The sequence below is a fragment of the Streptacidiphilus neutrinimicus genome, from assembly GCF_000787815.1.
In the GTDB taxonomy this organism is placed as follows: Bacteria; Actinomycetota; Actinomycetes; order Streptomycetales; family Streptomycetaceae; genus Streptacidiphilus; species Streptacidiphilus neutrinimicus.
On sequence record NZ_BBPO01000029.1, the window covers coordinates 26,196 to 40,599 of the forward strand.

A 14,404-nucleotide genomic window follows, 5' to 3' on the forward strand; every position below is an offset into this window, starting at 1 on the left:
GCCATGGCTGACGATCTGCTCACCATCGCTGACCGCACCTTCTCCTCCCGGCTGATCATGGGGACCGGCGGCGCGCCCAGTCTGGAGGTGCTGGAGCAGGCGCTGCGCACCTCGGGCACGGAGCTGACCACCGTCGCCATGCGGCGGATCAACCCGGCCGCACGCGGCTCGGTGCTGGAGGTGCTGCAGCGCTGCGGCATCGGCGTGCTTCCCAACACCGCCGGCTGCTTCACCGCCGGGGAGGCCGTGCTGACGGCCCGGCTGAGCCGGGAGGCGCTCGGCACGAACTGGGTCAAGCTCGAGGTCATCGCGGACGAGCGCACCCTGCTGCCCGACCCGATCGAGCTGCTGGACGCCGCCGAGACCCTCGTCGACGACGGCTTCGTGGTGCTGCCCTACACCAACGACGACCCGGTGCTCGCCCGCAAGCTGGAGGACGTGGGCTGCGCCGCCGTCATGCCGCTGGGCTCGCCGATCGGCTCGGGGCTCGGCATCCGCAACCCGCACAACTTCCAGCTGATCGTCGAACGGGCGAACGTCCCGGTGATCCTCGACGCCGGCGCGGGCACCGCCTCGGACGTGGCACTGGCGATGGAGCTGGGGTGCGCGGCGGTGATGCTCGCCACCGCCGTCACCCGGGCGCAGGAACCGGCACTGATGGCGGAGGCCATGCGCAAGGCGGTCGAGGCCGGACGCCTCGCCCACCGGGCGGGCCGCATCCCCAAGCGCTTCCACGCGGAGGCGTCCTCCCCGATGGAGGGCCGCGCCTCGTTCGACCCCGAGGCTCCGGCGTTCTGACCTGCCCCAGGCGCTGACCTGCCCCACGTGCTGACCTGCCTGCCTTCCGACCGGCCTGCGGTGTTCCTGAAGTCGTTACACTTCTGCGACGGATGGCGCCGCCGAACAGGCGGAGGTTCCGCCTCCCCCTAGACTCCTCACGTGGACGTCACGCTGCAGGACCCCCTCATCGGGCGCGTGCTCGACGGCCGGTACCGGGTCGAGCAGCGCGTCGCCGTCGGCGGCATGGCCACGGTCTACCGGGGCGTGGACACCCGGCTGGACCGGGTCGTCGCTCTCAAGGTGATGCACCCCGGCTTCGCCGCGGACCCCGAGTTCGTCGAGCGCTTCATCCGTGAGGCCAAGGCCGTCGCCAAGCTCTCGCACCCGAACGTGGTCGGCGTCTTCGACCAGGGCGAGGACCACGCGGCCGTGCCGCCCGCGGTCTTCCTGGCCATGGAGTACGTGCCCGGCTGGACCCTGCGCGACCTGATGCGCGACCGGGGCGCGCTGAGCCCGCGGACCGCCCTGGACATTCTGGAGCCGGTGCTGGCGGCACTCGGCGCCGCGCACCGGGCCGGGCTGGTGCACCGGGACGTGAAGCCGGAGAACGTGCTGCTGACCGGGGACGGCCGGGTCAAGGTCGCCGACTTCGGTCTGGTCCGGGCCGTCGACGGTCAGACCGCGGCCACCACCCAGCAGGTGATGGGCACCGTCTCCTACCTCGCGCCCGAGCAGATCGAGCGCGGCGCGGTCGATCCGCGCACCGACGTGTACGCCTGCGGCGTGCTGCTGTACGAGATGCTGACCGGCGCGAAGCCGCACACCGGCGAGAGCCCGATGCAGGTCATCTACCAGCACCTGAGCACCGACGTGCCGCCGCCCTCGCAGCGCGTGCCCGGCCTGCCGCAGCAGCTGGACGCCATAACGCTGGCCGCGACCTCCCGCGACCCCGCCCGACGCCCCGCCGACGCCGTCGACCTGCTGGCGCGGCTGCAGCGGATCCGTCACGAGCTGACCCCGGCGCAGCTGGACGCGGAGCCTCCCGCGGCGACGTCCTCGGCCGTAGGCTCGCCCACGACGATGCTCCCGCCGTTCGCGGGCCCCGCCGCGGCCGCGCCACCCGTGGAGCGGACCTCGATCATGGATCCGGCGATGCTGCCGGAGCTGCCCGCCGACTTCGTCATGCCGCGCCACGAGGCGCCGGAGCCGCCGCCGGTCGCCCGGCGCCGCCGCCGCGGCCGACCGCGCTGGGCGGTGCCCACAGGGCTGGTCCTGGTCGTCGCGCTGCTGGTGTCGGGGCTGACCTGGGCGCTCAACGGCGGCCTCTACACCGGCGTCCCGGCCGTGCTGGGCGAGCCGCAGCAGACAGCGGTCGCGGCGCTCACGCACGCGGGCTTCGCGGTCCAGGTCAAGCAGGACTTCTCGCCGACCGTCCCCAAGGGGTCGGTCATCGGCACCGACCCCTCACCCGGCGCGCACGTCCGCAAGGACACCACGGTGACCGTCGACGTCTCGAAGGGCCCGCAGCGCCCGACCGTGCCGACGGTGACCGGCAAGTCGGTGAACGACGCGATCAGCGCGCTGCAGCAGGCCGGGCTCGGCATCGGCGCGCAGCGCCAGCAGGGCGACCCGACGGTCCCGGCGGGCTCGGTCATCGGCACCGATCCGGCCGCGGGCGCGCAGGTGGCGGCGAACACCCCGGTCGCCCTGATCGTCAGTTCCGGCCCGCAGCCGGTCGACCTGCCCGACGTGACCGGCGAGAGCGTCGACCAGGCCACCTCGGACCTGCAGTCGGCGGGCTTCCAGGTGAAGGTCGACCCGAACCAGGTCTTCTCCGACCAGGACCCGGGCGCCGTCGCCGCGATGAGCCCGCCGCCGGGGACGTCGCAGCAGGGCGTCACCGTGACGCTGACCGTCTCCAAGGGCCAGCAGCAGGTGACCGTCCCGGACGTGACCGGCCTCGGCGAGAAGGACGCTCAGAAGAAGCTCAAGCAGGCCGGGTTCAAGGTCCGCACCCTCGGCTTCTCGCTGTTCGGCGGCGCGACGGTGCACAGCCAGACGCCGGGCGGCAACGGCCGGGCCCCGCTCGGCAGCACCGTCACCATCTGGGTCTACTGATGGCGCTCACGACCGTCACCGTCTGGCATCTGGAGCAGGGGTCCCCGTCCGCGCTCCCGGCCGAGCCGGTCCCGGCCCCGGCCGGGGTCGACCTCGCCGTGGTGCGGGCCGAGCTGATCGGTCCCGAGTTCGCGCGGTTCCTCTACACCGCCGTCGGCGGGGTCTGGCACTGGACCGACCGCCTGGCGTGGAGCCACGCCGACTGGGAGAAGTGGCTCTCCGTCCCGGGCACCGAGACCTGGGTGGCCTGGGTCTCCGGCACGCCCGCCGGCTACGTCCAGCTCGCGCCGCGCGGGGAGGGCGTGGTCGAGGTGGTCTACTTCGGCCTCCTGCCCGCGTTCATCGGCCGCGGCCTCGGCGGCCACCTGCTCGACCTGGGCCTGCGCCGAGCCTGGGACCTGGCGGAGCGTCACCCCTCGCTGCCCGCGACCCGCAGGGTGATCGTGGAGACCTGCTCCCTGGACGGCCCCGCCGCCCTGCGCAACTACCGCTCGCGCGGCTTCGAGCTCGCCCGCACCGAGACGGTGCACAAGCCCGTAGGCGAGGCCCCCGGCCCGTGGCCGGGTTCGGGCTACGGCCACCGCGCTCCCTCGACGGTCTGACGGTCGATCTGCCAGACCACCGTCTCGCGCTCCGGACCGTACCGGTGCTCCGCCTCGGTGAAGCCGAGACGCTTCGGGACCGCGCCGCTGGCGTGGTTGCGGGCGTCGTGATGGATCTCCACATGCGTCGTCCCCGGCAGCGCGAACGCCTGCCGGGTGAGCGCGGCGGCGGCCATGGTGACCAGGCCGCGGCCGCTTCCGTCGGCGTGGATCCAGTAGCCGATCTCCCAGCCGCCCTGGCCGATCCGCGCCATCATCGAGCAGGACCCGAGCACCGGCGCGTCGACGGCGCCCTCGCGGATCGCGTAGTTGTAGGCGGCCCCGGAGGCCCACTCCACGTCCGCCTGCGCGAGGTAGCCGGCGCTGTTCTCCCGCGAGTGCGTGTGCGCCCAGGGCATCCACGGCTTCAGCCGCGGGAGCGAGTCGTCGATGAGCACCGTCAGCTCGTCGAGCTGGTCGGCGCGCCAGCGGGTCAGGACGACGCGGTCGTGACGGAGGGTCTCTTCGGCGATGTGGTCCATGTCGGGATACTTCCGGACCCGTCGCCGCGGGGCAATCGGATAACGGGAATCCCCTACAGGAGCGGCCGCGATCACGCCTCCGGGCCGTCGCCCGGGGCCTCCTGGTAGGTGTACCGCTGCTCGCGCCAGGGGTCCCCGAGGTTGTGGTAGCCGCGCTCCTCCCAGAACCCGCGGCGGTCGGCGGTCATGTACTCCACCGCGCGGACCCACTTGGGGCCCTTCCAGGCGTAGAGGTGGGGGACGACCAGGCGGACCGGGAAGCCGTGCTCGACGGTGAGCGGGTCGTCGTCGCGGTGGGTCGCGAGGATCGAGGTGGGGGCGGCGAAGTCGGCGAGGCGGAGGTTGGAGCTGAAGCCGTACTCGGCCCAGACCATGACGTGGGTGACCTCGGGCGCGGGCGGGACCAGGCCCAGGACGGTGGCCGTGGAGACGCCGCCCCAGCGGTTGCCCAGCATGCTGAAGCGGGTCACGCAGTGGAAGTCGCCGGTGACCTCGGTGCGCGGCAGCGCGGTGAACTCCTCGAAGGTCCAGCTGTGCTTGTCGCCGTCGGCGGTCGCGCCGAAGACCTGGAGCTCCCAGGTGGCCGGCTTGAAACGGGGGATCGGCCCGTAGTGCAGGACCGGCCAGCCGCGCTGGAGGCGCTGGCCGGGGGGCAGTGACGGCTGGGTCTCCGAAGCTGCCGCCTGCTGGTTTTCGGACTGACCCATGGCTCAATGGTGACAGATGCCGGGGGCCGTGAACGCCAGAGGTCACGTGAGTGTGCCCTTGCTGGATTCGGGGCGTCCAGGATGGAACGATGCCTCGAAAGCGGATGAATCGGCAGAGAAAGGGCGCGGTCCCATGCAGGGCGACCCCGAGGTCATCGAGTTCCTGAACGAGCAGCTGACGGCCGAACTGACCGCCATCAACCAGTACTTCCTGCACGCCAAGATGCAGGAGAACTTCGGCTGGACGAAGCTTGCGAAGTTCACCCGCGCGGAGTCCTTCGACGAGATGAAGCACGCCGAGGTGCTCACCGACCGGATCCTCTTCCTCGAGGGCCTGCCGAACTACCAGCGCCTGTTCCACCTGCGCATCGGGCAGACGGTCAAGGAGATGTTCGAGGCGGACCGCCAGATCGAGGTCGAGGCCATCGACCGGCTGCGGCGCGGGATCGTGGTCATGCGCGCCAAGGGGGACGTCACCTCGGCCAACATCTTCGAGTCGATCCTCGCCGACGAGGAGCACCACATCGACTACCTCGACACCCAGCTGGAGCTGGTGGAGAAGCTCGGCGAGCCGCTCTACCTGGCGCAGCTGATCGAGCAGCCGGAGAGCTAGGGGCTCAGGCGGCCCGGGCGGCCTCGGCTGCCTCGGCGCTCACCGGGAGGCCGAGCCTGGCGGCGAGCCGGGAGGTCGGGCAGGGACGGGCGCCCTCGTGGCCCAGCAGCGCCTGGATGCGGCGGACGCAGGAACCGCAGTCGGTGCCGGCCTTGCAGCCCTTGGCGACCTGGCGGGGGGTCTTCGCGCCCTCGCTGATCTCCTGACGGACCCGCTCCTCGGTGACCGCGTGGCACACGCACACGTACATCCAGGGCCTCCACGTCGAGCAGGTAACTGAGCTAAGGCTTACCTTACTCAATCGCTCCCCAAAGCGGAAAGGCCCCTCCGGTCGAAACCGGAGGGGCCTTCGTCACACTCGGGTCACACCCGCCGGATCAGCGCAGCATCTCCGCGACGAGGAACGCCAGGTCCAGGGACTGGCTGCGGTTGAGGCGCGGGTCGCAGGCCGTCTCGTAGCGCTGGTGCAGGTCGTCGACGAAGACCTCGTCGCCGCCGCCCACGCACTCGGTCACGTCGTCGCCGGTCAGCTCGACGTGGATGCCACCGGGGTGGGTGCCCAGCGCCCGGTGCACCTCGAAGAAGCCCTTGACCTCGTCGAGGACGTCGTCGAAGTTGCGGGTCTTGTGGCCGCTGGAGGCCTCGAAGGTGTTGCCGTGCATCGGGTCGCAGATCCAGGCGACCTGCGCGCCGGACGCGGTGACCTTCTCCACCAGGTTCGGCAGCAGATCGCGGACCTTGCCCGCGCCCATCCGGGTGATGAAGGACAGCCGGCCCGGCTCACGGTCCGGGTCCAGCCGGTCGATCAGCGTCAGCGCGTCGTCCACCGAGGTGGTCGGGCCGAGCTTCACCCCGAGCGGGTTGCGGATCTTCGACGCGAACTCGATGTGCGCGTGGTCCAGCTGCCGGGTGCGCTCGCCGATCCACACCATGTGGCCGGAGACGTCGTACAGCTGGCCGGTGCGCGAGTCGGTGCGGGTCAGCGCCGTCTCGTAGTCCAGCACCAGCGCCTCGTGCGAGGAGAAGAACTCGACCGTCTTGAACTCCTCCGGGTCCACCCCGCAGGCGTTCATGAAGGCCAGCGCGTTGTCGATCTCCTTGGCCAGGCGCTCGTAGCGCTGGCCGGAGGGCGAGTTGCGTACGAAGTCCTGGTTCCACGCGTGCACCTGGCGCAGGTCGGCGTAGCCACCGGTGGTGAACGCGCGGACCAGGTTCAACGTGGACGAGGACGCGTGGTACATCCGCTTGAGGCGCTCCGGGTCCGGGATGCGGGACTCGGGCGTGAAGTCGAAGCCGTTGACGGAGTCGCCGCGGTAGACGGGCAAGGTCACCCCGTCGCGGGTCTCGGTCGACTTCGAGCGCGGCTTGGAGTACTGGCCGGCGATCCGGCCGACCTTGACCACCGGCACGGACGCGGCGTAGGTCAGCACGACGGCCATCTGCAGCAGCGTCTTGAGCTTGTTGCGGATGTGGTCCGCGGAGACGGCGTCGAAGGCCTCGGCGCAGTCGCCGCCCTGCAGGAGGAACGCCTCACCGCGCGCGACCGCCCCCAGGCGGGCGCGCAGCTGGTCGCACTCGCCGGCGAAGACGAGCGGCGGATACGAGGCGAGCTCCGCAAGAACCTTGCGCAGAGCCTCGGAATCCGGCCAGTCGGGCTGCTGCGCCGCGGGAAGGGACAGCCAGGAGAAGTCCTGGGCGGTGGTGTCAGCGTTCACGGTCACGCTGCAAGGCTACGTGGTCACGGAAACGAATTGGGCATCACGCCCGATGGGTGAGACACGTGGTGGACGGGCCGCCTCCGCCGCCGGCTTCCGCTACGCTGCTGTCTGTGAACGCGCAGTACACCTACTCCTGGTGGTGGACCGTCCCCGAGGCGGCCCACTAGCTCGCGTACCCACGCAGACCTCAGCGGCCGCCCCTCGGGGCGGCCGTTTCGCGTCTCACGCGGCCTCCCCGAGAGCGGTCGGACCGACCCGGCTCCCGATCCCTCAGGAAGGCCCACCGTGAACGACGCGCCCGACGTGCCCGCCCTCGTCGCCCGGCTCACCGAAGCCGGAGAGCCCTTCGCCCTGCTGCACCGCCGCACGCCGCGCCTGGCCCCGGACACCGTGGAGCTGCTGATCGGCGAGGTCGGCACGTACGCGACGCTCGCCGAGCTGCCGCTGCCGCACGGCGCTCCGGCCTCCGGCCGGCCCGAGCACGACCTGCTGGCCCTGGTCCCCTACCGGCAGATCCGCGAACGCGGCTTCGAGGCCCGCGACGACGGCACCCCGCTGCGCGCCCTGCGCGTCCGCGAGTCGTACCGCCTGCCGCTGGCCCGGCTGCGCGCCGCGCTGCCGCAGCGGCCGGTCGCCCTGCGCGACGGCGCCTTCGACGTGGACGACGACGCCTACGCGGAGATCGTGCGACGCGTGATCGAGGACGAGATCGGCCGGGGCGAGGGCGCCAACTTCGTGATCCGCCGTGACTTCACCGCGACGCTGGCGGACTTCTCCCCCGCCCTCGCACTCACGCTCTTTCGCCGTCTGCTGGAGCAGGAGCGCGGCGCGTACTGGACCTTCCTGGTGCACACGGGCACGAACGTACTGGTGGGCGCGAGCCCCGAGGTCCACGTGCGGCAGACCGGCGGGACGGTGGTGATGAACCCGATCTCCGGCACCTACCGCTATCCGTCCGGCGGTCCGACGCTCGACTCGCTGCTGGCCTTCCTCAACGACCCGAAGGAGCTGGAGGAGCTCACCATGGTCGTGGACGAGGAGCTGAAGATGATGTGCCAGGTCGGCGACCTGGGCGGCCAGGTCCTCGGCCCGCGCCTGAAGGAGATGGCGCATCTCGCCCACACCGAGTACGAGCTGCGCGGCCGCACCTCGCTGGACGTGCGCGAGGTGCTGCGCGAGACCATGTTCGCGGCGACCGTGACCGGCAGCCCCGTCGAGAACGCGACCAGGGTCATCTCCCGCTACGAGCCCACCGGCCGCGGCTACTACTCCGGCGCGCTGGCCCTGGTCGGCCGCACCGCGGGCGGCGCTCAGACGCTCGACTCCCCCATCCTGATCCGCACGGCCGACATCGACCCCGCCACCGGCCGCCTCGCCGTCCGCGTCGGCGCGACGCTGGTGCGCCACTCCGATCCCGCGTCCGAAGTCGCCGAGACCCACGCCAAGGCGGCCGGGGTGCTGGCCGCGATCGGCGCGGTCCCGGCGCGGCCGCCGCGCGGCGGCGCCGCACCCGTGCTCGCGGAGAACCACCGGGTCCAGGCGGCACTGGACGCCCGCCGCAAGAACCTCTCCCCGTTCTGGCTGCGGATGCAGACGCCGGTGACGGGGGCGGCCGGGGCCGGCGAGGGCCTGCACTGCCTGGTGGTCGACTGCGAGGACACCTTCACCTCGATGCTCGCCCACCTGCTGCGGTCGCTCGGCCACCGGGTGACCGTACGGCGCTGGGACGCGCCGGGCCTGGCCGAGGCCGTCGCCGCGCACGAGGGCCCGCTGGTGCTCGGCCCCGGCCCCGGCGACCCGGCGGCGGACGGCCCGAAGATGACCGCGATGCGCGCACTGGTCGCCTCGCTGCTGGCCGTCGGCCGCCCGGCCGGGTTCCTCGCGGTCTGCCTGAGCCACCAACTGCTGAGCCAGGCACTCGGACTGCCGCTGCATCGGAAGGCCACGCCGTACCAGGGGGCGCAGGAGCGGGTCGCCGTGTTCGGGCGGGAGCGGACCGTCGGCTTCTACAACACGTTCACCGCGCGCGCCGACGACGCCGCCGCGGCGCGGCTCGCCGCCCGCGGGATCGAGGTCAGCCGTGAAGCGGAGACGGGCGACGTCCACGCGCTGCGCGGGCCCGGCTTCGCGGGCCTCCAGTTCCACCCCGAGTCCGTGCTGACGCTCGACGGGCTGGCGATCGTGCGGGAGGCGCTGGCCGAGCTGGTGCCGCAGACCGCGTAGGCGCACACCCGCTCAGGGACGGCAGAGCCGCTCGGGGTTCGGGTCCAGTGCGCGCATGCAGCCCGCCGTCTTCGAGAAGGCGTCCGCGCCGACCCGGTCGACCACCCGCTCCCGCAGCGCGCCGGCGAGGGCCAGCGCCGCGTCCATGGCGACGCGCCGGCCCTTGTCCGTGAGCGAGGCGAGGACCACGCGGCGGTCCGCCGCACTCGGCTGACGGAGGATCAGCTCCGCCTCCGTCAGCCGGTCGGCGACCTTCGTCGTGCCGGCGGTGGTGAAGTTCAACGTCGCGGCCAGCTGGTTCATCGGCGCGGCCTGGTCCGGCGAGGTCAGCAGGAACCAGAGCACCTGGAACTCCGAGGGTGCGATGCCCGCCTTCGCGTCGACGTCGGAGAGCAGCTGGTCGGTGAGGCGACGGAAGCCCGCCTGCAGCGTGTTCCACTGCTCCAGCAGCTCAAGGTCCGCCGCGCCCGGACAGTTCTCGGCCATCCCCCGACCTCTCCTACGAATCGACCCGCTCTTGCCCAGGGTAGCAATGCGCGTTAACGTCTAACTAGCTACTTAATATCCAGCTAGCTATCCAGCGAGAGGCTCCCCGCCATGTCCACTTCCCTGCCCGCCGGGCGCTACCGGCTCGACCCCAGCACCTCCGAGGTACGCATCCAGCACCGGACGATGTGGGGTCTGGTCACCGTCAAGGGCCGCTTCACCGAGGTGAAGGGCGCCGGGGAGGTCCCCGCCGACGGCGGGCCCGCGACGGGGTCGCTGACGCTGGCCGCCGCCTCGCTGGACACCGGCCACACCAAGCGCGACAGTCACCTGCGCTCCGCGGACTTCTTCGACGCCGAGCGCTTCCCCGAGCTGGTCTTCACCGCGACCGGGGCCGAGCCGCAGGGCGACGGCTCCGTCGCGCTGACCGGCGAGCTGACCGTCCGCGGCGTCACCGAGCCTCTGACGCTCACCGGGACGGTCACCGGCCGCACCGCCGAGTCCGTCACCGTCGCCGTGGACACCACCATCGACCGCGACCGCTTCGGCCTCGGCTGGAACCGGCTGGGCATGATGAGGGGCCTGACGGAGGTCGCCGTCAGCGCCACCTTCACGCGGGACTAGGCCGTCGCGTGGATCAGGCCCGCTCGTCCTCGTCGAGGCCGGCGGCGATGGCGTAGCGGACCAGTTCCACCCGGTTGTGGAGCTGGAGCTTGCCGAGGGTGTTCTGCACGTGGTTCTGCACCGTGCGCGGGGAGAGCACCAGGCGGTCGGCGATCGCCTTGTAGGGCAGGCCCTTGGCCACCAGGCGCAGCACCTCCGTCTCCCGGTCGGTCAGCCGGGGCGCGTCACCGCGGTCCTGGCCCGCCGGGGCGGGCTCGGCCGCGAGGCGGCGGAACTCGCCGAGGACCAGCCCGGCCAGACCAGGGGTGAACACGGCGTCGCCCGCGGCCGTGCGGCGCACGGCGTCGATCAGCTCCTCGCGGCTGGCGGACTTCACCAGGTATCCGGTGGCGCCGGACTTGACCGCCTCAAGGACGTCGCCGTGCTCGCCGCTGGCGGAGAGCACGAGCACGCGCGGCGCGGCCTCCCCCGCCATCAGCTGGCGGCAGACCTCGACGCCCGGCTTGTCCGGCAGGTTGAGGTCGAGCACGACCACGCCCGGCGAGACCGCCCGCCCGCGCTGCACCGCCTCGCGGGCGTCGCCCGCGGTGGCCACGACCTCGAAGCCGGCGTCCGCCAGGTCCCGTGCCACGGCCTCACGCCACATCGGGTGGTCGTCGACCACCATCACCCGTATCGCCTCGCCCATCGCTTCCCCTCCCGCTGACGCCTGTCGACGGCCCTGACCGCCGACGGCCCTACCGACGGCTCTACTGACGGCTCTGCTGACGCTGCTTCGGCACCCGCAGCTCCACCTCGGTGCCCTGACCGGCCGCCGAGTAGATCTCCGCGCTGCCGCCGAGATCGCGCAGCCGGCCGCGGATCGACTGCGAGACGCCGAGCCGGCCCTCGCGCTCCGCCTCGACCAGCCGCGCCGGGTCGAAGCCCGGGCCCTCGTCGCGCACGCTCACGATCACGGCGTCCGGCTCGTCCTCGACCAGGATCCACGCCCTGGCCTGCTCGCCCACGTGCCGCCGGACGTTGTCCAGCGCTGCGCCGACCGCAGCCGCCAGCTCCGTCGCCGCCTGCGCGGGCAGCAGCACCGCCGTTCCCGGCTGTGCCAGGCTGATCTGCGGATCCGACAGCGGCGCGAGCAGGGCGCGGAGGTCCTGCGGCGTGCTCGGGTCGACGGTCGCCTCGGCGACGCGCCCGGCACGGGCGGGGGCGGGGACCTCCGAGGCGGCCGGGCCGAGGCCGCTCGCGACCAGGCGGCGCAGCGCCGCCTCCTGCTCACCGGCCAGGGCCGCGATCTCGGCGGCCTCCCCGCCGAGCTCCAGGCCGCGCCGCTTCACCAGCGACAGGACCTGCAGCACGCCGTCGTGGATGTCCCGGGCCAGCCGCTCGCGCTCGCGCGTCGCGGCCTGGATCTCCAGGGCGCGGGCGAGCGTCTCCTCACTCTTGCGGGCCAGGTCGATGACGAAGCCGATGGCCACCCCGGCGAGCAGCAGCAGCACGATGTTGTGCAGGTTCGACGAGTCGAGCTTGCCCACCTCGCCGGGCCTGCCGGCCTCGATCACGTTCGCGACGCCGACCACGACACCCGCGAAGGCCGCCGGCAGCCAGCCCCCGTAGGCGGCGAAGCCGAGCACGGAGCTCGCCGCGCGGATCGTCGGCAGCGTGACGTCGCCGCCGCTCACCCAGTGCGGGCCGTCGAAGGCACGGGTCAGCAGGATGCCGAGCACCACCAGGGAGAGGTCCACGACCAGCCAGCGGCGGCCGCAGTGCTCCTTGGACCAGAAGACCTTGACCGTGCCGAGCGTCCACGCCGAGAGCACGCCCATGTAGATCCAGGCGCCGAGCTGGTTGGTGTAGTGCTGCTCGTGCTGGGCGTAACGGCCGATCGCGTAGAGCAGCGTCAGCACGCGGAACGCGCTGATCGCGATCCACAGCGGCTGCTCGACGGAGAACGAACCCCCGCCGACGGCGACAGCCGCGACCCTCGGTTTCCCCCCGACGTCCCCCACGTCCCCTCCTACTGCCCCTGCTGGTCCCGGGTGCCCTGCGCACCCTGCTTGGCCTGCTGCTTCTCCAACTGCTTCTCCTGCTTCCTGGCCTCCTGCATCGCCCGCTTGGCGGCCGTGGCGTAGACGTCCACGTACTCCTGGCCGGACAGACGCATGATCTCGTACATCACCTCGTCGGTGACCGAGCGCAGGATGAAGCGGTCGTTCTCCATGCCGTGGTAACGGGAGAAGTCCATCGGACGGCCGATCCGGATGCCGGGCCGCACGCCGAGCTTCGGCAGCACCTTCCCCGGAGGCTGGAGCTTCTCGGTGTCGATCATGGCGACCGGGATCACCGGCGCGCCGGTGGCCAGGGCGATGCGGGCCACGCCGCCGACCTTGCCGCGGTAGAGGCGACCGTCGGGGGAGCGGGTGCCCTCGGGGTAGACGCCGAAGAGCTCGCCACGCTCGATGACCTCGATGCCGCTGCGGATCGCGGCCTCACCGGCCCCGCGCACGCCGGACCGGTCGACGGGGAGCTGCCCGACGCCCTTGAAGAAGGCCGCCGTCAACTTGCCCTTGATACCCGTCCCGGTGAAGTACTCGGACTTGGCGATGAAGGTGACCCGGCGCCTCGGGATCAGCGCGGGCAGGAAGAACGAGTCGGAGAAGGAGAGGTGGTTGCTGGCCAGAATGGCCGGACCCTCCTCGGGGATGTTCTCCATCCCATCGACCCACGGACGGAAGAAGATCTTCAGCAGCGGGGCGACGATCAACTTCATCAGCCGGTAGAACAACCCTGACCTCCATACTCACCTGACCAACGAGAACCTTAGTCCGGTTCCCGCCAGTCTCCCTCCACCCGGAGGCGGCAGGAAGGCGGCGGGGAATACGGAAGCTGTACGCGCGCGTTGCCGACGTGCGACGATGGCGCCTACTGGCGCACCCGATTCGCCCCCACTTGGCCCACCCTCGGGAAGGACCTGTCATGCCGCTGCTGCCCGGCGCCGAACCGTACCGCCATCGCGGCGGGCCGGTGGGAATCCTGGTCTGCCACGGCTTCACCGGTTCGCCGAGGTCGATGCGCCCCTGGGCCGAGCGTGCCGCCGCCGAGGGCTACAGCGTCTCCCTCCCGCTGCTGCCGGGTCACGGCACGCACTGGAAGGACCTCAACACCACCCGCTGGCAGGACTGGTACGCGACGGTCGAGCGCGAGTACCTCGAGCTGGCGGAGGAGTGCGACCAGGTCTTCGTCTTCGGCCTGTCCATGGGCGGGCTGCTCTCCCTGCACCTGGCGGCACGGCAGGGCGCCGGAGTCAGCGGCCTGGTGCTGGTGAACCCGCTGGTCAAGATGCCCGGACAGGCGCACGTCGCACTGCCGGTCGTCCGCCACCTGGTGCCGAGCTTCCCCGGGATCGCCAGCGACATCGCCAAGCCCGGCGTCGACGAGGGCGGCTACACCCGCACCCCGCTGCACGCCGCGCACTCGATGAAGCAGCTGACCCGGATCGTCCAGTCCGAACTGCCGTCGGTGACCCAGCCACTGCTGCTCTTCCGCAGCCCCAAGGACAACGTGGTCAGCCCCGACAGCGGCCGCACGCTGCTGGCGCACGTCGGCTCCAAGGACCTCGAGGAGCGCCTGCTGGATCGCAGCCTCCACGTGGCGACGCTCGACTACGACGCGGAGCTGATCTTCGACGGGAGCATGCACTTCGTCCAGCGCCTGACCGTTCCCGTGACGAAGGGCTGAGCGCGATGGCCGAGCCGGAGGGTGCGGAGCGTCCGGAACGTTCCGGCCGTTCCGACGACGAGCTGTTCGCGGAGCTGGTGGCCGGCTTCGACGAGCCCGTCGCCGAGTCCGACCGCAGCTGGCCGGAGGCGGAGGACGTCTCCGCCTCCGACATGGGCCTGGGCGCACCGCAGGCGCGCCCGCGCCCGCCCGTGATCCGACCGCTCCCGATGGTCCGGGCGGTCCCGCCGGTCGACCCGCGCGCCTGGACGGCCGCGGAGGATCCCGACGACGAGCACTA

General features: G+C 72.1%; 15 protein-coding genes and 1 pseudogene. 8 read left to right on the forward strand and 8 right to left on the reverse strand.

Translation table 11 applies throughout. From position 1 onward, the window contains the following. Positions 1-3: 3 nt before the first annotated feature. The 3 genes from TR48_RS19510 (at position 4) to TR48_RS19520 (ending at position 3,500) form a co-directional block, all read left to right on the forward strand. Positions 4-798, forward strand: a complete 795-nt coding sequence (locus TR48_RS19510; protein ID WP_042369067.1) for a thiazole synthase — start codon at positions 4-6, stop codon at positions 796-798. A gap of 141 nt (positions 799-939) precedes the next feature. Beyond that, positions 940-2,898 (forward strand): Stk1 family PASTA domain-containing Ser/Thr kinase, encoded by a 1,959-nt coding sequence (gene pknB / locus TR48_RS19515; protein WP_042369069.1) that lies wholly within the window; start codon positions 940-942, stop codon positions 2,896-2,898. Beyond that, positions 2,898-3,500 carry a GNAT family N-acetyltransferase gene (locus TR48_RS19520; protein ID WP_042369070.1) on the forward strand — a complete coding sequence of 201 codons (603 nt, stop codon included), beginning with the start codon at positions 2,898-2,900 and terminating at the stop codon, positions 3,498-3,500. Before pknB ends, TR48_RS19520 begins: the two co-directional genes overlap by 1 nt. Here TR48_RS19520 and TR48_RS19525 read toward each other — a convergent pair. Both TR48_RS19525 and TR48_RS19530 read right to left on the reverse strand, forming a co-directional pair. Continuing rightward, entirely contained in the window at positions 3,470-4,021 is a 552-nt protein-coding gene (locus tag TR48_RS19525) for a GNAT family N-acetyltransferase (protein ID WP_042369072.1), read from the reverse strand. The genes TR48_RS19520 and TR48_RS19525 overlap by 31 nt on opposite strands. Positions 4,022-4,092: 71 nt before the next feature. Continuing rightward, positions 4,093-4,728, reverse strand: coding sequence for a sulfite oxidase-like oxidoreductase (locus TR48_RS19530; RefSeq protein WP_042369074.1), 636 nt, complete (start codon positions 4,726-4,728; stop codon positions 4,093-4,095). Positions 4,729-4,861: 133 nt separating this feature from the next. Between TR48_RS19530 and bfr the strand changes: the two genes are divergently transcribed. Next, positions 4,862-5,341, forward strand: coding sequence for a bacterioferritin (gene bfr, locus TR48_RS19535; RefSeq protein WP_042369075.1), 480 nt, complete (start codon positions 4,862-4,864; stop codon positions 5,339-5,341). A 4-nt stretch (positions 5,342-5,345) separates the two neighbouring features. Here bfr and TR48_RS19540 read toward each other — a convergent pair whose 3' ends face one another. Both TR48_RS19540 and TR48_RS19545 read right to left on the reverse strand, forming a co-directional pair. Next, positions 5,346-5,591, reverse strand: coding sequence for a (2Fe-2S)-binding protein (locus TR48_RS19540; protein WP_042369078.1), 246 nt, complete (start codon positions 5,589-5,591; stop codon positions 5,346-5,348). A 127-nt stretch (positions 5,592-5,718) separates the two neighbouring features. Beyond that, positions 5,719-7,062 carry a class II 3-deoxy-7-phosphoheptulonate synthase gene (locus TR48_RS19545; RefSeq protein ID WP_042369080.1) on the reverse strand — a complete coding sequence of 448 codons (1,344 nt, stop codon included), beginning with the start codon at positions 7,060-7,062 and terminating at the stop codon, positions 5,719-5,721. 282 nt (positions 7,063-7,344) lie between these two features. On the opposite strand from TR48_RS19545, the gene TR48_RS19550 reads away from it, so the two are divergent. Next, positions 7,345-9,282 carry an anthranilate synthase family protein gene (locus tag TR48_RS19550; RefSeq protein WP_042369082.1) on the forward strand — a complete coding sequence of 646 codons (1,938 nt, stop codon included), beginning with the start codon at positions 7,345-7,347 and terminating at the stop codon, positions 9,280-9,282. A 12-nt stretch (positions 9,283-9,294) separates the two neighbouring features. On the opposite strand, the gene TR48_RS19555 is transcribed toward TR48_RS19550, so the two are convergent. Continuing rightward, entirely contained in the window at positions 9,295-9,768 is a 474-nt protein-coding gene (locus TR48_RS19555; protein WP_042369084.1) for a MarR family winged helix-turn-helix transcriptional regulator, read from the reverse strand. A gap of 111 nt (positions 9,769-9,879) precedes the next feature. Here TR48_RS19555 and TR48_RS19560 point away from each other — a divergent pair, with 111 nt between their 5' ends. Further along, the gene (locus TR48_RS19560) at positions 9,880-10,392 is read left to right on the forward strand and encodes a YceI family protein (RefSeq protein ID WP_042369086.1); all 513 of its coding nucleotides are present in this window, start codon (positions 9,880-9,882) and stop codon (positions 10,390-10,392) included. A gap of 13 nt (positions 10,393-10,405) precedes the next feature. Here TR48_RS19560 and TR48_RS19565 read toward each other — a convergent pair whose 3' ends face one another. From TR48_RS19565 to TR48_RS19575, 3 genes are all read right to left on the reverse strand, one after another. Next, complete coding sequence (locus TR48_RS19565) at positions 10,406-11,080, reverse strand: response regulator (RefSeq protein WP_042369088.1); 675 nt, start codon at positions 11,078-11,080, stop codon at positions 10,406-10,408. 61 nt (positions 11,081-11,141) lie between these two features. Then, on the reverse strand, positions 11,142-12,395 hold the full coding sequence (gene macS / locus TR48_RS19570; protein WP_042369090.1) for a MacS family sensor histidine kinase: 1,254 nt from the start codon (positions 12,393-12,395) through the stop codon (positions 11,142-11,144). An 8-nt stretch (positions 12,396-12,403) separates the two neighbouring features. Further along, a complete protein-coding gene (locus tag TR48_RS19575; RefSeq protein WP_042369092.1) occupies positions 12,404-13,171 on the reverse strand; it encodes a lysophospholipid acyltransferase family protein in 768 nt (255 codons plus the stop codon). Between the two features lie 191 nt (positions 13,172-13,362). On the opposite strand from TR48_RS19575, the gene TR48_RS19580 reads away from it, so the two are divergent. Both TR48_RS19580 and TR48_RS43385 read left to right on the forward strand, forming a co-directional pair. Then, the gene (locus TR48_RS19580; RefSeq protein ID WP_042369094.1) at positions 13,363-14,124 is read left to right on the forward strand and encodes an alpha/beta hydrolase; all 762 of its coding nucleotides are present in this window, start codon (positions 13,363-13,365) and stop codon (positions 14,122-14,124) included. Between the two features lie 5 nt (positions 14,125-14,129). Continuing rightward, positions 14,130-14,404 (forward strand): annotated as a pseudogene (locus TR48_RS43385) (hypothetical protein); the annotation flags it as partial.